General features: G+C 41.9%; 11 protein-coding genes. 2 read left to right on the top strand and 9 right to left on the bottom strand.

Going from position 1 to position 20,486, the window contains the following annotated elements; all coding sequences use genetic code 11:
• Positions 1-49: 49 nt before the first annotated feature.
• The 7 genes from MHI27_RS14970 to MHI27_RS14940 all read right to left on the bottom strand — a co-directional run bounded on the left by MHI27_RS14970 (position 50) and on the right by MHI27_RS14940 (position 17,072).
• Complete coding sequence (locus MHI27_RS14970) at positions 50-7,063, bottom strand: discoidin domain-containing protein (RefSeq protein WP_405176628.1); 7,014 nt, start codon at positions 7,061-7,063, stop codon at positions 50-52.
• A gap of 210 nt (positions 7,064-7,273) precedes the next feature.
• A complete protein-coding gene (locus MHI27_RS14965; RefSeq protein WP_405176627.1) occupies positions 7,274-10,342 on the bottom strand; it encodes a glycoside hydrolase family 2 TIM barrel-domain containing protein in 3,069 nt (1,022 codons plus the stop codon).
• A 37-nt stretch (positions 10,343-10,379) separates the two neighbouring features.
• A complete protein-coding gene (locus tag MHI27_RS14960; RefSeq protein WP_076299057.1) occupies positions 10,380-11,201 on the bottom strand; it encodes a carbohydrate ABC transporter permease in 822 nt (273 codons plus the stop codon).
• On the bottom strand, positions 11,201-12,013 hold the full coding sequence (locus MHI27_RS14955) for a carbohydrate ABC transporter permease (protein WP_371915743.1): 813 nt from the start codon (positions 12,011-12,013) through the stop codon (positions 11,201-11,203). Before MHI27_RS14955 ends, MHI27_RS14960 begins: the two co-directional genes overlap by 1 nt.
• 228 nt (positions 12,014-12,241) lie before the next feature.
• Positions 12,242-13,552: an ABC transporter substrate-binding protein gene (locus MHI27_RS14950; RefSeq protein ID WP_042188169.1), complete on the bottom strand. Its 1,311-nt coding sequence runs from the start codon at positions 13,550-13,552 to the stop codon at positions 12,242-12,244.
• 185 nt (positions 13,553-13,737) lie between these two features.
• Positions 13,738-15,516 carry a sensor histidine kinase gene (locus MHI27_RS14945; RefSeq protein WP_405176626.1) on the bottom strand — a complete coding sequence of 593 codons (1,779 nt, stop codon included), beginning with the start codon at positions 15,514-15,516 and terminating at the stop codon, positions 13,738-13,740.
• Positions 15,513-17,072 (bottom strand): response regulator transcription factor, encoded by a 1,560-nt coding sequence (locus MHI27_RS14940; protein WP_341125208.1) that lies wholly within the window; start codon positions 17,070-17,072, stop codon positions 15,513-15,515. The genes MHI27_RS14945 and MHI27_RS14940 overlap by 4 nt, the downstream gene beginning before the upstream one ends.
• A 390-nt stretch (positions 17,073-17,462) precedes the next feature.
• Between MHI27_RS14940 and MHI27_RS14935 the strand changes: the two genes are divergently transcribed.
• Positions 17,463-17,684 carry a DUF3955 domain-containing protein gene (locus tag MHI27_RS14935; RefSeq protein WP_405176625.1) on the top strand — a complete coding sequence of 74 codons (222 nt, stop codon included), beginning with the start codon at positions 17,463-17,465 and terminating at the stop codon, positions 17,682-17,684.
• 104 nt (positions 17,685-17,788) lie between these two features.
• Here the strand turns inward: MHI27_RS14935 and MHI27_RS14930 are convergent, their stop codons facing one another.
• Positions 17,789-18,682 (bottom strand): hypothetical protein, encoded by an 894-nt coding sequence (locus MHI27_RS14930; protein WP_405176624.1) that lies wholly within the window; start codon positions 18,680-18,682, stop codon positions 17,789-17,791.
• 471 nt (positions 18,683-19,153) lie between these two features.
• Between MHI27_RS14930 and MHI27_RS14925 the strand changes: the two genes are divergently transcribed.
• A complete protein-coding gene (locus MHI27_RS14925) occupies positions 19,154-19,696 on the top strand; it encodes an RICIN domain-containing protein (RefSeq protein ID WP_076285732.1) in 543 nt (180 codons plus the stop codon).
• An 82-nt stretch (positions 19,697-19,778) separates the two neighbouring features.
• Here MHI27_RS14925 and MHI27_RS14920 read toward each other — a convergent pair whose 3' ends face one another.
• Positions 19,779-20,327: a hypothetical protein gene (locus MHI27_RS14920; protein WP_405176748.1), complete on the bottom strand. Its 549-nt coding sequence runs from the start codon at positions 20,325-20,327 to the stop codon at positions 19,779-19,781.
• Between the last annotated feature and the right edge of the window lie 159 nt (positions 20,328-20,486).

Here is a 20,486-nt window from a genome sequence, read left to right as displayed (position 1 = left end):
GCTCGGTTCACAGTTCAGTGTGAGCCGAGCACAATTTTTAAACATTTATCTAGTTCATAAACTTCAAGTATTGCAAAACTTGTTTGATCATCACCGCTGCCTCAGCACGTGTGGCTGCATCTTGCGGAGCAAAAGCTGTTTCTGTTTTGCCTTTGATTAATCCTTGGCTTGCTGCTTCTGTTACGGCTTGGGTAGCGTAATCAGAGATACTAGCTTGATCGGCAAATGGAGTGCGCAATTGAGCTTTTGCTCTATGATCTCCTTGAACGAGCTGAACAGCGTTCATGATCATCACAACCATTTGCTCTCTCGTAATCCGTGAATCCGGACTAAATTTCCCTTCACCAATGCCTTGAACCAAACCAAGTTTCGCTGCTGTAATCACATCTTGTGCATACCACGCAGTTGTACTAACATCTGCAAACATATTCGTTAACGACTCCGTCGATAACCCCAGTCCTCTTACCAGTAGTGCCGCAAATTGAGCACGTGTAACTTGGCCTGCTGGTGCAAACGTCCGATCCGACATTCCGTTAATGATCAGTTTAGAGGCTAAGGTTTCAACATCCTTTTGTGCCCAATGTCCAATCATATCATCGAATGTTTTCTTGTTCTGAACGATGGTGTATAGACCATTTTCATGTCCGAAGATCGAGACTTCAGTCTTGCCGTTCTTCACATTAAACACCGATGGTACGAAACGCATTTGTCCTGTAACCGGATCGAACATAACAGCGGTCGCAGTCGATGGATCTTGAATAACGCCATCCATATTTATGACACGTGTCATAAACGGATTTCCGAAACGTTGAAGCTCTTCTTCTTTATCATTCGATTTAAGAATGACTTTGTACGCGATGATGTCGCTTACTCGTTTCATTCCTTTTTCTACTATGGATTGTTCAAACTTCTGCTCATGCTGTGAAGTCACATTATCCATTCGAATGATTAAGGTTGCACCCGCAACTTTAGCTGCTTTCTCAAGTTCTTCACGATTAAGATTGGCAAGTGGAAGTTCATAACTGCCTAAATGGCTTCTTAGTGTTATGATTGTTTCCTTATTTTCTTTCAGGCTGTTGTACAAGACATCCAATGGCAAATTGACTGCATTCCATGAATTCATTCCCGGAATCTCGATGTCAAGATTAGGGGTTCCTGTTGCTTGCTTAAGTGCTTCTAACTTCTTCGCTAAAGCTCCCTTATCAATGTTAATGGTCAGGCTTGTTGTTCCGTTCTGTGCAGTTTCATTTTGTAGTTCTTTACTAGTTGGCACATAACGATGTGGATCTTCTTTTGTAGGAGGGGTCGTTGGTGTAGGTGTAGGACTCGTTGATGTCGTTGGGTTGCCTGGATTTGTTCCTGGGCTTGGAGTAGGCTCTGGGCTGTCATTTTGACCGCTTATCATAATCTCTTTTATTCCGTAAACTGTGGTGTTATCAACGGATGTTGCAACGACTTTCACAACGCCGTTCTTCGCAGCCGTTAACAACCCATTTGTATTGATGATTGCTTTATCCGCTATAGTTTTTCCATCTGCTTCATAGACCGCCCACGTAACGGTTTTGTTCGTAGCATTAGCCGGTTGGACTTCCGCTTGTAACTGCAGAGTTCCTTTCTTCACTTCAATGGACGACGAAACGCTCGTGATTGAGATAGACTGTACTTTAACATGTTGATTCTTTGAAGCCTCTAATACTTGAATTGCTGAATTCAAATCATTTGTTGCTTGTTCTAACTCAGACTGTGTAGCTGAATCATTGTCAAGCACTTGCTGTGCCTCCATGATCGAATCCATCAGTTTCTGTTTCGAACCTATTGCATACTGACCAACAGCCGTTCCTTCCACGACTAAATCATGAATGGCTCGTGCATCTGCGATTCGTGCGGCAAGTTGTGCTCTATTAACATCATCGCTTACGATCACATTCGCAACAGCTGGGATCACTGTGCCGTCTACCGCTCCACTTACGCTAAAGACACCCGCTTCGGCATACTGTGAAGGATCAATTACGTCCCATACAACTGATTTATTTTGGCTTGTTCCATCGCTGTATACAGCCGTTACAACTGTTGGCAGTACAGGTGGAGTTCCAATCACCGTAGCTACATTGACTGGCATGATATTTGTAATCACTGGTGCAGCTACAGGCTCCCATTTCGCATAGAGAGTAATATCATTTGCCGGAACCGTATCAACAGTAAAATCCCATACTGTATTCAAGGCTGCGTCTTGATACCAATTCACAAATTTAAATCCATCACGAGTCGGTTCTGTAGGCGCAGTAATTTTCGTACCGACTTCAACCCCATACAAGGAAGAAATCGAACTTCCTCCATTACTATTGAAGTTAATAGTCGTACCGGTCTTGAATAGAGAAGTATCCCACTCATCATGCCAACTTACCGCAATTCTGCGATTCTCGTTATCGAGTTCAATCGGAAGCCAAACATATCTGGAATCACTCAAATTACTCGGGTACCAGCGATCGGCCATAAAGATAAATTTATTCGGTACCAGAACACCATTACCATCCCGATAAGGCAGTACAAAAGTGCTTTGGCTCCTGAAGGTATTTCTATTGTCATTAACCATAGGATTGCCTTTATTTTCCCACGGTCCAAACATTCCCTCAGTGGAGACGCGGTATTGGGCTTCGTTAGGATCCCAACCGGACAAACCGGACGTAATCATATAATAGACTCCGTCTTGCTTAAAGATCGTTGGTGCTTCTCTCCAATCTTTAAACGCTCTCACATAGTGAGTTCCTTCTAAGGATTCACCCTTCTCATTCTGGGCTGGACCAGTATAATCATCGTTCAACATCATGATTATGGTCGTAGCATTTTCTTCGGAAGAAAAAATCAAGTAGGCTTTGTCATCCGTCGCTTCATTACCATCGTCATCGACATACAAGGTCATATCACGAAGCATTCCTTCATTGCCATGTTCATCACCTACATTTGGCAATCGGGATGAGCCGAGATATTTAAATGGTCCAGTCGGCGAATCACTGACAGCAACACCACCTTCGGCTGTCCAATATTCGCCAGCAATCGGTCCGTCTTGATGCCACCACAACACATAATTGTTGTTCTTCTTGTTGTAGACGACTTTAGGACGCTCGACAACTTTATCCCAGTTGAAATCTTTATACATCTTTTGCTTCTCTTCATTCGAATAATTCGCATACAGCGTATTTAGCTCAGCGATTCGAGCTGGTGAATTATGTTTACTGAGCGTATTGTTTGGTGCTTTCATGTTACCTGTATAATCTTCATCTTTACTTTTAATTTCTACTTTCCTATCCGGATCGTATGGAACCCCGCTATTCTTGTACGTTTCAGAATTTTCATCTAGATATAATGGCAGGTCATTTCCAGCCGGCACTACAGCTTCGCCAAGTTGAGGGTTATTGAAGACAGGCAATACAATGCCTTCATTTTGCCATTTGTACAAATCTTTGGACGAATATGCGTGAACTCCAGTAGGAAGATAACCTTCCGTCTTGTCTTCACCGTACCAGTAATATGTCTTATTCTTCTCGTTGTACAGAATGCCTCCGCCATGTGCTTGAATCGGCACGCCTTCCGTATCCAACCATACTTCACCGCTCTTAATGGAGTTTCTGTTATTTACAGTCAAATAGAGATTGTATAAGTCATTTATCTGTCTGGTGTATTGCGAAATGCTTTCTTCGGTTAAATCACTAAGATCACCGATCGTTGTAATTTGCTTTTCTATCGCAGCTTCCACTTTTGGACTAATGTCTGACAACGTACGCAATTGATCGATTGCTGATTGTAGTTTACTAGTATCAAAAGTCGCTGTTTGTTTCTGACTAACTGCAATTTCTGCAGCGCTGAGTGTGTTACCGTCACCGCCAGTAGTTATAGCCTGAATCGCGATATACCGAGCTTCAACGGATTTGAACGTTGCGGATTGAACACTCGTGCTATAGTCATCAAAAGAGCCATTTGCTGCAAATTTGAAATTCTTGTCCAAATAAGCTTGCGTACCGACAGCGTCAGCAGGTAAATCCTTCAGATTCACATCGCTGTAATAGATTTTGAATTGTTTGATGCGGCCGTTTGCCTTGTCTTGTCTTGGTGTAACAAGCACCTTACCAACGTCACGCATGCTCTCACCCAGATCTACAACGATATAATCGCCAGATTTATACTTCACTCCATTCTTGTCCCAGTTCGATTCGAAGTAGGTAGATATGTCGTTATCCACCATTAGATTGGCTGGATTCGCGTAATAAGCTTCTGGTGTATAGAAAAGGCTCATTCCCTTAATATTTGGATCACTGTTTTGAATATTGGATATTTCAGTTAAGATACGGCTGGCAAATTTCGCGATCTCTTCTTGTGTCGCTGTTGCGCTATTTAGCAGAGTACTAGCTCGACTAAGGATCGCGTCCAGATTCTTGAAGTAAGACTCATCTTTCCCAGAATCTGTTTTGAACTTCTCTGCAGCTTGAATTGCGCTGTCTAAGCTGGAGAAATCCACTTTATATCCCTGCTTGTTAAAAATATTGATCTCTGCAGCAGATGCATATTGCTTACCTGCATCGCTTCTCGATTCAAGTGCAGTAAATCTAACATATTTAGCACCCTGCGCATTAAAGGTTGCTGTTTTCTCTGTCTTATCGGCATTCCAAGTTCCTTCTGCAACTACTTTGGTGAATTTATCACCATCGTCACTTACAGAAACTTCGAACTTAGTGACTACACCATTCCAGTCTACATCCTGTCGTGGCAAATATTGAAGTTTATAGATACCGTTATATGCTTTACCGAGATTATAAGTAATGGAATGCGGAAGTGTTGAATAATCGTTGTTATATGCAGTATGCCATTTAGTCCAAAGATCGCCATCAATAGTCTTCTCCGGTCCATCCTCAGATGCGGAATTGTCAGACGTTGCCGTCATCTGGCTTAGTGGGATAAGTCCTTGGCCTAAAACGCTATATTCGACGTTCAGTTTGTAAAGGATTTGTGTGATCTCTTCCTGTGTTGCTAAAGTGTTCTTTTGAACAACTTTGGCTTCAACCACCAACTTTTGCAAATCCGATACATTTACATTTGCGTTATTAGCTGAGATATAGTCTTCTGCTCTAGAAATTGCATTAGCGAGTGAAGTCGTATCCACTGTGAAATTGGACTTTCTCATAATATTTATCTCTGCAGCCGATGCGTACTGTGCTCCAGACCCATTACTTTCATCTACGTTTAACCTTACAAACTTGGCTTTCTGCGTAGAAAACGTTGCAGTTTTTTCGGATTTATCGTTCTTCCAGGTTCCTTTCGCAACCGGTGTGAAGTTATCGCCATCGGAACTAACTTCGATGGTGAACTTCGTTACAATACCGTTCCAATCGTTATCTTGTCTTGGCAAATAACTCAGCTTGTTGACATCTTCATAGTCAGCTCCAAGATCATAGGTAATCGTATGTGGTCCCTCAGCTTTAGGGTCCCACGAAGTGTGCCATTTGGTCCAGTTATCTCCATCCAATGTTCTCTCAGCTTCTTCACCTGACTGAGCGCTACTTGCTGTTGCCGTCATATCACTCTGAGGAATTAGAGAGTCGCTTGTATAGGTAGCGCCATCAATTACGAAGGTTGTGATGGATTTTGCTCCAACAGTCGTTTGCAACATATTATCCAGAACAGGAACTTTAGTCTTCTGTACGACATTCTCTGTCGCGGAAGAAACATAAGGCGTTGCATCTCCAGTGACCGTATCAAACTGTGACAAGTCTAAAGAAATATTTTGACTGGTTACGTTAGGATTTCTATATACAACATGAATTTTGTTAGTTGAAGGATCATAAGCGGCCAACGTGTTATCGTCTGTATCCCCTATGAAGCGTGAACCCTGTGGAATAAATTTGCTAAATTGCTGCATAGCGTAATACTTCTTCGTGTACCACCATTCTTGCGTGTCGAAATCCGCGTGAAGGAGACCCCAGTTACTGTTCTCCTTATCCTTCTGCATGTTCTTCTCGCTTTCAATCGCTTGCCAAGTAATCCAAGCCTTAGGTTCAAGCCAAGTAATGTCCGTCATAATTCTTTCTGCCAATGCTAGTGCTGGTTCGAAATCTTCATGGTCGTGGGCAATCCCGGAAGGACCTAAATCCACTTCAGACATCCATAACGTTTTGTCTGCAGCTTTAGCGGCATCTCTGATCTCAGCTCGCTTTGAACCACCGTAGGAGTGGGTATTCATTTTACCAACATTAGCTTTGGTTGTCTCATCATAAGAGTTCCAGTTACTTACAAAGGTGTCCAGAATAGATTCATCCATGGCAGCAATTTGTATAGATTGTAGATTTGCCGCATCCAATTTAGCACGTGTCGTATTAATGATCTTCATCTGAGAACCAACATCCCAGTGGGAACCTTCCTGTCTCCCGCCGAATCCCCAGTAATTCGTATTAGGTTCATTCATTGGTGATAGATAATTAAAGTCAATATTCCAATTTTCTTTGAAATGCTTCACTACATCAGTTAAATAGGTAGCAAAGTTCTCGTACTCATCCGGCTTCAAGTTGTCTTTCCCCGAATCCCAATGACCAGTCGTACTTCCGCTTTCCGTCATATAATACGGAGCAGAGTTCGAGAACGCTTCCAGAATATTGGCGCCTCGATCTTTAGCTGCCTGCAGCCACCAACGTTGATTAGCATCTTGCGTCCAATCGTATACTCCTGGAGATGGTGAGAAGCCAGGTACTTCCCCCCCTTGACGCATCGTATTGTAGGCAGGATTCTCTCCGCCGCCTATATTATATCTAGCAATATTAAAATTCAATCCGTCTGGAGAATATAGTGCATCAGCCATTGCATTTTTGACTTTATCGTTCCAACCACCAGTGATATTACCAAACCAGGCAAGTGAGGTTCCCCACCCCTCCCAAGATTGCTTCATATGGTTTGGATCTAATTTAATCGTAGTATTCGCTGCAGCTACCTTCTGACCTGTTAAACCCATAAACATAGGTACGACTAAAGAAATAGAAAGAAAAGACATGGTCAACCTTCGTTTAACTGTAGTAATCATTCAGATTACCCCCTTCTCATAAAAATAATCATAGAAACCACTTCTTTACTATCTTCCGATCAACATTGCAAACTATTTTTTAGATTACAAACACCTCCTCCATAAAATGTAAACGATTACAAATATATATAAACCAACTATTCAATCATTCACAAATAGGATTTGGTTGCCCCAACCTTATCCATTGAGGCAACTGCTATCCGTCTCTAATTATGCTCTGCGAATTGTAAATTCAAAATCCAAATCTATTGATGGATCAATTAAATATTCATCAAGAACTGGTGCTCCCCAGCTGTCATCACCGCCAACGCCCATTTGACGACCGGCAATCGTAACAACGGTATGATGAATGTTCGGCAGCTCATAATGATGCGTCGCATTCTCCAGCTCCATTGCCGAATATGGCGATATGTTGGCTTCAACAGGGGCTGAGACTGGTGAGGATATTATAATCCCTTGACCAAGATCGTTGGTTACGGATACTTCGCGCACACCTGTACGGTTGCCCGATTCCTGCGGTACCAAATAGGACGATACATTGTCCACCGCATGATTCTGAAAGCGACACAATCTCGCGCCAAACGAACGGTCAATATAATTTTCTTCTGGCCCATTCGCATACCAATTCAGCTGGTAATAATCCGCTGGCACCTTGAAGGTTAAAGCAAAGAGGGGAAACTTCGGTAAACCCGGCTCTCCATGGTAGCTTGATTTTACCTTTATGCTCCCATCGGAGAACACCGTATAAGTTACACTTACTCGTACTCCCTCTGACACACTCAGTTTATACACGTAAGTCACAGTCGCTCGGTCTTCTTCTTCCATAAGCTCGAAGCTTAAGGTTCTTCGGCTCAAGCTTGCAGCATACCAAGTGGAAGAGTCGAAATGCATTCCCGCCCCCTTGTCGTTGTCTGTCATCGCTCTCCAGAAGAGCGGTGCCGGCGGCGAAGAGATCATTTCCCGTCCTGAATATTTGACCGATATTAGTGTACCAGCCTGCTTCGAGAACATTACAGAGAAGTCACGACCGTGAACGCCAATATTTACATCCCCTTCAACTACGCGAAAATCATTTACACTAGTGCTTACCTTAGGCTGTGTTGTAACCTCATCTCCTGACTTGTTCTCCACTTGAAATACATACTGTCCAAAAGCGATTTCATAACCAGCGCTTGCCCATAACGAATCTTCTTTGAGCACAAGAGAAACATCTAAACTATACTCACCAGACAGGTTAGTCTCTGGTAAATCAAGTTCTACATATCTTTCTTCTCCGGGTTTAACCTGGGCGAATACAATGCCACGATGAAATTCTTTGCCCTCATAATTCAGACAATAGTTCAATTTATAAGCATCCAAGCCAACAAATAAATTCTCATTTCTGATGGTAACCCCATAGCAATCAGGGGAAAGTTTGACGTTCTGATATAGAAATTTCACTTCCTGCATTTTCGGAGACCATCTGCGATCCGCATACACAATTCCGTTTCCGGAGAAGTTGTAATCGGTTGAACGGTCATCGAAGTCTCCACCATAAGCCATATAAGGTTTGCCATATCGATCATTTTTTACGATGACCTGATCCATGAAATCCCAGATAAATCCACCTTGATACATTGGATACTTTTGCTCTAGCTCTGTGTATTTATGCAATCCTCCAACGGAATTCCCCATCGCATGCATGTATTCGCAGCTAATATATGGCTTTAATGGATTCTCTTTTAGATACATTTCGATATCTGCTGCTTTCGCATACATCCGGCTTTCCATATCACTCGCATCATCATAATCCCGGTTATGGAACACCCCTTCGTAATGAACCAGACGCGTAGAATCCTTCTCACGAAAATAATTCGCAACGTTCCGAATGACTTCTCCGGCAAAAGACTCGTTGCCACAGGACCAAATCAGAATCGATGGATGGTTCTTGTCTCTCTCCACCATGGAAATCGCACGATCCATTACGATATCCTGCCATTCAGGCTTACTGCCCGGTATGTTCCAAGACGGTTCTACAACACCCATTTTTTGCCATGATCCATGCGACTCTAAATTCATCTCGTCAATAACATACACACCGTATTCATCACACAGCTCATACCAGAGTGTTTCATTCGGATAGTGCGACGTCCGTACAGCGTTGATATTCGCCTGTTTCAAAGTCTTTATATCCCACAGCATATCTTCTTTCGTAATACTGCGTCCGAAGCGCGAATTAAACTCGTGCCGGTTGACACCTTTGAATACAATACGTTTACCATTTAAGTGCATAATCTTATCGATCATCTCGAATTTTCGAAATCCAACCTTTTGCGGCACGACTTCCACAAGATCCCCGGATGCGTTGAAGACAGATACGTAAAGGGTATACAAATTAGGATCTTCTGCGCTCCACAGATGAACCTTTGATGCCTCAAGCGTAAGCGAAACGGAATCTCCTGAAACTCCAGTCTCACTACGAACTACAAGATTACCTGCCTTATCCTTAAGTTCAAGGACCACTTTCGAAGCAGGCTTACCCATCAACTGCAATACAGCCGTTAGCGTTCCCTGCTCAAACTTCTCATCCAGATCGGTCTGAACGTGGAGATCCCGCACGTGAACATCAGGCACAGTATATAGATACACATCGCGAAAGATTCCGGAGAAGCGCCAGAAATCCTGATCCTCCAACCAACTTCCGGTACTGCGCTGATAGACCTCAACCGCCAGCTTATTCTCACCTGCCGTCAAGTACGGTGTCAGATCAAATTCACTCGGCGTAAAGCTATCCTCGCTATAGCCAATAAACTCCCCATTTAGCCAGATATAAAAAGCGGATTCAACTCCCTGAAAAGAGATATACAGTGGACGTTGTTCCCAGCCAACAGGCACTTCAAAATATTTAACATAGCTGCCTACAGGATTGTGATCCTCAGATATCATCGGAGGTCTAAGATGCTCATGACCATCCCATGGATACATCGTATTCACGTACTGAGGCTGCCCAAAACCCTGAAGCTGGATATGTCCAGGAACCTCAATATCATCCCACCCTCTACAGGACACGTTCTCCTTATAAAAATGCGCCTGTCGTTCCATAGCATTGTGGGCGTAGCTAAATTTCCAGCTTCCGTTCAGGCTATGGCGCCAACGCATATCTCCAAGCCCTTCAGCTTCAAATTTCGTCTCGTAATACCGATGATCGGAGTGCGCGTGTATTCTGCCTACTGCATAAATGGAAGGGTCTGACAACCATTCCAGACTTGGAGCGACGCCCCGTTCAACCTGCTGCTTCATCTAATTTTCCTCCTTCTGCTTTAAAATGATCGTTAGCTTATTTAACTGAACCCGTCATCCCAGCCACAAATTGCTTTTGCATCATGAAGAATACAAGTGCAGTCGGCAGAGTCGTAATGACAATCGCGGACATAATCAGACCATAGTCAGGTGCATAACCCGATCCAAGATTCGATATTAGCAATGGCACGGTCATATTTTCTGGTGATTGCAATACGATCAAAGGCCATAAATAGTTGTTCCAGCTGTTAAGGAAGGTGATAATCGCCGCGGCAGCATAAGTTGATTTCATCGTTGGCATGTATATGCGGAAGAATAAACCAAATTCCGAAAGACCATCGATGCGACCGGCTTCCATCATTTCTTTAGGAAACATTTTTGTATTTTGACGGAAAAAGAAAATTAAGAATGCTGTTGTAAATGTCGGCATAATAACTGCTGCTGCTGTATCGATACCAAGGAACGGCACAACACTCGATACTTTGGCGAACATTTGAAATAGAGGTACCATGATTGCCGCAAACGGAATCATCATAGAGGCTAGTAAGATATTAAATACGATATCTTTACCACGGCTGCGGTACATTTCAAAACCATATCCAGCCGCCGATGCTACCAATAGGGAAAGTAAAGTAGTAACAACAGAGATTTTTGCGGAGTTCCAAAGAGCTTGCCACATATCTACGGAATTGAACAGATTGTCAATATTTTTAAAGAGATGCGCACCTGGTAGTAATGTCCCTTTAGTTACATCAACCGACTGATTCGTGGCACTAATAACCATCCAGATAAATGGAAAGATAGAGATCAGCGCAGCGATGACTAGAAACAGGTAAGTAAACATGCGTTTAGTTTTCATTATCTCTTGTCTCCTCCTACTTTGTTCTGAATCAGCGTCAGAATGAGTACCATTACAACAATCGAGTAGGAGACGGTTGCAGCGTATCCAAAGTCAGGTGTGTATTCAAAAGAAAGGTTGTAAATATATTGGGAAATCGACATGGTTGCATTGCCGGGTCCACCTTTCGTGATGTTAACCACCTCATCAAACAACTGAAGTGTTCCAATGGTCGATGTTATCGTCGTAAACAAGATAATCGGTTTCAATAGAGGAATTGTGATTTTGAAAAATTGAGTAAATGCACTAGCGCCATCTATGTGAGCAGCTTCATAAATAGATTTGTCTACATTTTGCAGGGATGATAAATAGAAAATCATATTATAGCCAGTAAAGCGCCAGGTGATAGCAATGATGATCGTAACTTTGGCCCAGAAGGGGTCAGTAATCCATTGAATCGGTTCGCTGATTAGATGAAGATTCACCAGAAATTTGTTAATGATCCCTTCGGCTCCAAACATGTACTTGAAAACAACGGAATACGCTACAAGTGAGGTTACCGTCGGCAGAAATATAGCCGTTCTGAAAAAACCCTTAAATTTCAGTCTATCGTCATTTAGCAGGACGGCGATAAAGAGCGCCAGTACCAGCATGACTGGAACCTGAATAATCAAATAAATAAATGTATTTTTGACGGCAGTAAGAAAAGTAGTATCGCTAAACAATCGAATATAGTTATCTAGTCCGGTAAACTGAAGATTGTTGCCTCTACCCGTCTTAAAGGATAGAATTAACGCTTGGATCATTGGATAAAAATAGAAAATACTGATCATAATGACCGGCACAAGGACGAATAACCAACCCGTCAGACGGATCTGCCGTGACCCTTTAGAGCTCTTATGTTTTTGCGGGCTTAGCCCTGTCTTTATAGTTTCCACTCCACTCCGCACCCTTCTGTCTTATATATTAGAGATGAAAGCCCCTGCTACCTATCCTTCTGTATAAATCCAATTTACAGGAGAAGAAGGAGCAAGGGCATCGGTTGTACAGCCTAAGTGCGATTAGCGAATTTGAGTATCCGCTTGCTTCTGCGCATCTTTCAAAACAGTATCTACATCTTTGCCACCTAGATAAGATTGTACTGCTACAACCATAATGTCCTCGATTGCGTAAGTGTTCATGCCATAGTTGACGTTAGGAATTTGCTCGGTCCATGCTGCAAAGTCTGATACGACCTTTTGGCCTTTGAAAAATTCATCCGCAGCTGAGTAAGCTTCACCGCTCGCCGCAGCTTTCAAGGTGCCGATAACACCAACTTTTGTATTCAACGTCTGATACAGTTCAGCATCAGAGGCAAAAGTCTTAGATAGGAACTCAGCTGCTGCTTCTTTACCATCTACATTCATTACGTACCAGGAACTACCTCCAAGGTTGGAAGCGTGAACAGAGCCTTCTGTTGCTCCTAACTTAGGTAGTGGAGCTACTGCCCATTTACCAGATTGAGAAGCTTCTGCTTTAATCGAAGGTGTAATCCAGTTACCTGTAGGTACACTAGCCACTTCACCACCATTGAATGCACCTACAAACTGACTCCAGTCTGAAATTACTTTTACGATACCGGAATCCATCATTTCTTTGTACATTACAAGTGCCTCTTTCAAAGCAGGGTTGCTTTCTATAGTCGGAGTCTGACCATCATCTCCGGTATACCATGCGCCCGCCGATTGGATCATCACTCGGATAAGTCCTAGATCGTTCGGATCAAGTGTTAGCATGCTTTTGCCGGTTTTCTCTTTTACAGCTTTACCGATCTCGATATATTGCTTCCAGTCGATATCCTGTAATGCATCCAGGCTGTAGCCTGCTTGCTCGAGATAGTCTGTCCGTACATACATTCCAGTTACGCCAGAGTCAAACGGAACACCGTATTGTTTGCCGTCAACACTGGTAGGGCCAATCTTATAATCCGCAAAGTCAGCAGCCTTTACAACATCCGTCAATTCATAAAAAGAATCTGGATAAGCTTGTAAGAAGCTCTGTGCACGATAATCTTCGATCAACACAATGTTAGGAAGACCCTTCGTGGAACCAGAGTTTAGCCCCGTATTCAGCTTTTGAACGATATCAGCTTGCGCGTTCTCAACGACATTAACCGTTACGTCCGGATTAACTTTCGCATAAGCATCTTTGGCAACATTCATAGCGGCAATGTTAAACGCCGGGTCCCAAGCCCAAACTGTAATCTCTTTTGGCTTGCTGCTACCTTCGGCACCGGAGTTACCAGAGTTGCTCGTTTCATTTTTCGTTCCACCTGTGGAACATGCCGACAGTAGAACCACACTAGCTAGCATTACGGATAATAATTTTTTCACTACGTAAACCCCCTTGATAGTCTGAAAAATAATAAAGATGGAAGCGTTTTCTCTGCTACGCCTCCATCTTATCATTTTGTATTCGTTTTCTTTGGCAGTATCTTTGTTAGGTTTGGTGATATTATTGGGTCCTATTTTGATTCTCATATCGACTCTGGTACTATTTTTAGATTCATGTAAAATTTTTAGTTTTTTAACAATGGAAGCGTAACAACGATTTGTGTACCTTCATTCCGTTTGCTTGTAATATTAATCCCGTATCTCTCACCGTATAACAATTTGATTCTGTCATCCACATTCCGTATACCGATCCCGGAGAACAGTTGGCGTTTGTGCTTCGAAGCTGGTAGCTGCTCCTCTTCCAGCAAATTCGGGTCAAGATCCATTCCATCACCGTTATCTACAACTTCACATACTAGTTGCTTCTCCTGCACGGAAATCATGATGAGAATTCTTCCCTCATCTTTAAGGTTGAATGCATGAAAGAATGCATTTTCGATAAAAGGTTGAAGAATTAGCTTCGGCATATGATAATCCAAGCTCTCTGGCTCCACAAAGTAATTCACACGGATCTTCTCACCATATCTCACGTGATTGATATACACATAATGCTTCAACGACTCCAATTCTTGACTAACAGGAATGGTAGAATGAACATCGCTTACTGTATTTTGCAGGAGTGAGATTAGTGAATTTATCGTTCCAGCTGCTTTTTCCTTATTGCCCTGCTGCACCAGAAATTTGATAGAAGCCAGCGTATTATATAAAAAATGTGGGTTAATCTGCATTTGGAGTGCCGCCAGCTCCGCATTACGTTGTTGCTTTTGAGTCTCCATCAGCTTATCAACATAATCATGAAGTGAATCAAGCATAAAATTGAAGGCGTTACCTAACTCCTTAACTTCATAACTACTATTAGTGACATCTACATGATTATCGAAATCACCTGTAGGAATACTCGACATCTGTTTAACGAGTACACGCAAGGACTTCGTCATTTTTCGGGTAATCAAAAAAACAATAATGAGCGATATTGCCACGATAGCCATGATTGTCAGTGTCACCGCTTTGGCATTCACCATCTGTCCGGTCACGGCGTTCTTATCTATCAGGTTCACCATATAAAAATCAAATTCAGGTAAGTATTCCGAGAAAACAATTCGTTCATTCCCCATCACATAGGTAGAATCGCCATTTTTTCCTCCATCCTCTACTTCTTGCAGCAGCTTTTTATCGCGGAGCCCAATCATTTCTGTCTTGCTGCTGGATACAATTAATCCCTTCTTATTCAGCAACACGACGTCATTACCCTCACTCGTAAAGTTAGCATAAAAGGGCTTGAAATCTCGATCACGAATGGCTACGTACATGGTGCCATAAATTCTTCCGGTCGAATGATCAAATAAAGCTTTGGAAGCTACCAGCATAGGCTCTTTCACGTTCTCTTTATTTTCCCTTAGATCGAGCTGGTACAGGATTTGATCAGGATGGGATATGGTTTCCTTCGTTATTGGGTGAGCCATTAGTTCATCTGCAGAAATGTCCCAATACCAAGGATCTGTTGAATAACTCCTGCCATTTACACCCACGATCATGATACCAACATCAACGGCGCTGAGGTTAGAGCGGATTGCCCGCATGCCCTCTGTCATGTGATAAGTTTTGATCGCAAGATTCACTGCATCCGTCTCTCCGCTAGATAAATAGTTCCGGATAGCTTCATTTTGAGCCATCATAGTAGCACCGGTAGCAATAATGTTGTTATACGATTCCAGGTTTGACTTCATCTGATTCAGCAGTTTGCCGTTTGTAATACTAAAGGTCTGTAAAAATAATTTCTCCGACATACTAATTGTAATAGCCAGCGTCAAGAGTGATACAGTTACGATGCTAATTAGGGTCACGAGAAACAGCTTGAGGAATAAGCCCTGCTTTCTAATATTGTTAATGAAATTTCCAATCATGGCTGCTCTACGTCCCGTCTCCGGTACCGGCTTGGAGAAATGCCAGTCTGCTTTTTAAATACCTTGGTGAAATAACTCTGATCTGAATATCCCACGCTTGCGCTAATATCAGAAATTGATTTTTCTGTTGTCTCGAGCAATTCCATAGCTTTTTCCAAACGGACTTTATTCAGGTACTCACTAAAGCCTTCTCCATTATGGGCAGTAAAATAACTCGATAAATAAGAAGCATTGAAGTGGAACTGTCTAGCTACCCCTGTCAGTGTGATCGGATCTGCATAATGATTCTGAATATATTCGAGTAGCTTTGTCATATTGGGGTTAACCGATGAATTCGTCTCACCAATCGTGCGCTCAACTTCTCGAATGAATGCTTCGGTAACAGCAATAGCATCACTTGCATACATCGCTTCATCTATTTTTCGGAAGTAGTCGTATTTGGTCTCCTCCAGACCTCCGATCTCACACTTCATTTTTCCAAGCGTGGTCGCTACGTTAAATATAAAGTTGCCCAATAGCGATTTAAATTCGAAAATATCAATGCGATAATCCATTGAACGCAGATGGACATATTCAAGAAACTCTGTAAATGCCTTCTGGAATTGCTTACGTCTCAACTGGTCCATTAATTCTCCCATATCAATTTCCTGATATGCTCCCGGAAGACCCGGCAAGTGATCATTCTCAATCAGACTTCGTTCTGGCAAGTAGAAACTGTATCGTGTAAGCTTCAAGTAATTGTCTCGATAAATCTCACCAAGTCTCTCAAAGTGCGCGAAGCTCTGACTGATAATAAAATGTGTTTCTCTCACACGATGTTCTATTTCTGAGATCAGATAACGGAGTTCAATCACAAGCTCGTCCCAATGTTCTGGATTAACGTTAAGCAAATAAATGACCGAGTCGTTAACAAACTTTAACCGAATAAACACAACATCGTCCAATGCTAACTTTTGAATTCCTCTTTCGATTTCATTTGCGAACGTTAACTTATCACCAGAATCTTTAATATGCTTCATATCAGCTCCGAAAAATGCGAATTGTGCGTGTGGAAACTTGGAATGAAGCAAAGCAGGTTCTAGCACTGACTCATATCCCGTCATGAGCTTCTCGATCGCGAACAAAAGCTGCTTTTCCTCTGGATCGGCCCCTGAGTCGCTTATCTTCATCCCTGCCATCTTAGCTGTAGTTTTATTTAGGATGGACAACAGATAATCGGCTTCCAGCTTCGGCTTAAGGATGTAATCTGCTACCCCACTCTGAAATGTGGAACGGACATAATCGTATTCACTGAAGCTGCTTAAGACGATTACTTCAATGTGTGGGTACTTCTCCTTAACGATCTTGACTAGCTTCTCCCCGCCCATTATTGGCATTACGATATCCGTAATAATAATATGAGGATTCAGCTCATCCATCATACTCAGTGCTTCAACACCGTTAGAGGCCTCTCCGACGATTCGATACCCTTCTTGTTCCCAATCCAAAAGATGTTTAATTCCTTGTCTAACCAGCATCTCGTCATCTACAATCATAATCTTAAATATTGGTTTCATATCTGCCCCCTTGCAGCTGTTCAACCTGTTATTATGTTCATTCACTGATTGGACAAATTTAAAAAGTCATACAAATGATCAGAACGCCGATCCTTCATACTATCGAAGCATTGGATGTAACCGTTTTCTATTTATCTGTTACAGTTCAATCCATCCGACTCGGAGCGACCTTCTATACAAATAAAGCCTTGAGACTTACTTAAATTTGTTTAAACCAAATAATAGTCCTCACCAGCAATTATGGTCAAGTCCCCATTTTCAAATCCAATTCCAAGCACAAGTTAATTCATTTTATTTACAATAATTATATATCGAATTACAATAAATTAATGTTGATTCGCGAGTGTTTTTTTGTGTATTATATGATTATCAAGCAAAGGAGAATGTCATATGAAAAAGAAATATCTATTAGCCGCTTCACCATTATTATTAAGCATCATCAGTTTAATGATCTCACGTATGGTGGATTCAAGCGTGGGACCGGATGGAATCTTGCATGAGCCGGCTTTTTTCTTAATTCCGCTTAGTTACCTATTTTTTTTCTGCAGTATTGTAGCATTCCTATTCGTAGGTCTCGGGTCAGTCCTCAATAATAGAAAAAAGATTTCGTAATAGCGTTGTGTTGGGACATTAACTTTTATAGCAAAAAGAAAGAAGCCGCAATTTTTTCGCGGCTTCTTCTGTGTTGGATGTTCATTTTAAATTCGACATGGACTCTATAAACTCAATTTCTGCTGGAGTAAGACTACCAGCTCTTCAGCTGTATCCCAAACGATTGGACGGATATTTTTCACTTGTACGAACAGATCATTAGCTTCGCTGCTGTTCACAGTCCAAATCACTGGAATGTTCAACCCGAGCGCATATCCTGCAGTAAAATACACTTCAGGGGATTGGCCGGTTAAATCAGCGATAATCAGTTTACTCTCCTCTATAAGCTCTAAGGAATACGGTTCACGGTTATGCATTGAAGTATGCCTTAGTAACCGTGGTATATAACCAAACTGCTCGATTTTAGGAAGCAGCTTATCCACCCACTCCGTGTGCAAATCCTCTGCATCTGACAATAGAACGATACAGGGTTTTAATTTTTTGCCTCCTGCGATTGCGGCAGCTTCATTCCATCCCTTGTCCGTCAGCTTAAAGGTCATGCCTTCCCTGATCATAAACTGCTCGTTAATCAGCTTATCTATGATATATACCAGTTCTTGCAGATTAGGCGAATACGTTAGGTTATAGCTACTGGAGAGTGGCTGAATAACAACGGATTCCCCAGGGGCTTCAGAATGTCTGTATAAGTATTGCAGTAAACGGTTTCCTTTATCTTCAATCGTCACTGGAATTTTCGAGGAATTTACAATGGATTCTAAATCGTCGGCCGATAGACTGACCTTTTCTCCACGATCTGTCAGCTCCCGTATATAAGCCGATATCACATGAAACATATCGCGTTTCTTTGGATGCGCGAGAGAATTTATAGGCTCATAGCTGTCTCTCAATAAGTTATAGAACCCGTCAGGAGAACAATTACAGCCTAAAAATCTATCGTAATCACCTTCCGATGTAATGGATACCATCTCATCACAGAACAAGCAGTATTTCTTAATCATTACAACTCATCACCTCTTATTCATTGATATCCCCTTACCTTACCAAGAATATCTTAAAAAGTAGACAAGAAGATATTTCCTTTAGCACTGAACAAAGAAGTGAAACATCATAAATGTCCACAAAAAGACACTGACTTGTATCCGTGTCTTTTTATGGTCCGATGAGTATTTTTTTGGTTTTTGATATGCTCATTTAAAGCTGTTGATAGTATTATTTTTATATAAATAGCGAAAAAATCATATTGACTCATTATTTGAAATTAAAGTATATTCTTAGCAAATGAACCATTATTTATTTATATTTTATGTATTTACTTTTGAGGATAGAGTCCTTTTTCAGATTCTATCGAATGACATGCAATACATTTACTGATTTAGGAGGTGATTAAGTTGAATACATAAAACTTGTTTTTAAAATGGACAGGCGGCAGGTTAAGAAATTAATTAAAATTGAAGAAGGAGTGTATTTTCATGAAACGAGTTCAAATTAGGTACGGAGTGAAAATGTTTTTGGCACTTGTGTTAGTTGTATCTGCATCGTCACTCGCACTAACTTCAACGACGCACGCTGGAGTGCCAATTCCTCTCAAAATTATCAATGAACACAGCAATAACGTGCTGTCAGTCAGCGGAGCGGATTCACAAGCAGACGGTGCGCTTATCGTACAATACATCGATCAAGGAGCAGAGTATCAAAAATGGTATCTCGAAATTGCAGAAAACGGATATTATAATTTCAGAAACATAGCTAGCGGAGATTTATTGGATGTCAACGGAGCATCTTCATCCGATGGGGCCAGTGTTATTCAATGGCCGAGCAATAACGGGTGGAACCAACAGTGGGAGCTTATTCCAACTGGTGAAAAAAACATGTATAAAATTAAAAACCGAGCCAGTGGCAAGTTATTGGATATATCGGGACAAGATAAAACCAGCGGTGCGCAGGCCATTCAATGGAGTGATAACGGCGGTCACAATCAGCACTGGTATATAGAATATATACGAAAAAATTAAGCTATTTCCAAATACAAGAAATGGCGGTGCAGGGAAACATCCCGAGCATCGCCATTTCTTAATTTAACATATTTTAGGATTGTTATTCCTTTTGATAGCGGAACCAATCATAATATGCGATTGTTCGGTTGATAGAGTAGTTATACATCCCAAAGAACACTCCGGTAAATCCGCCTGCCACTTCAGTAGAGATCAAGTGTGTCTCCGCTTCACCTAGTGGATGCCATAACTGATCTGCACCTCGATAAGAGAACAAATATTTCTCAGGTAATGCTTGAATCTTCAATTCTACGACTGTGTCTTCCAATGGAGAAGAATATTTCACATCACTTATGCTACCCACTTGTCTTCGCAGCGTAATCACATTTTCACCTTCTACCTGGGTTAGTCCGATTGCGTAGTGATACATCTGATCCATAAACACAACAAGACCCGCTTCATCACCATCTAGTGGGTTGAATTCCATTTTAGTGGAAATTTCACAATCCAAGTGACGCTGTCTACAGCCAATAAATGCAGGCGTTCCCTGTTCGCTTAATCTCACATCAGCTCCATGTAATGCTAGCCACCCTGGTCGCTCCTGCAAAGACCAATCGACTTTTTTAGCATTGCGAATAAAATTCCAGCTCATTCCTAAATCAGATCGATTAAAATCATCGGTCTCAGGCTCGTCTTTCCATAGCACTGGTGGTGGAGTGTCAGCTTCCATTTCTAATCCAACAACACCGTGATCTCCAATCATCGGCCATCCATCTTCACTCCAATGGACCGGAGCAAGAAATGTCTCTCT

Origin of the sequence: Paenibacillus sp. FSL H8-0261 (genome assembly GCF_045040645.1) — a bacterium.
GTDB lineage: Bacteria > Bacillota > Bacilli > Paenibacillales > Paenibacillaceae > Paenibacillus_AQ.
Note: the sequence above shows the minus strand (reverse complement) of the source record. Positions and strands in the feature narration are given on the sequence as shown.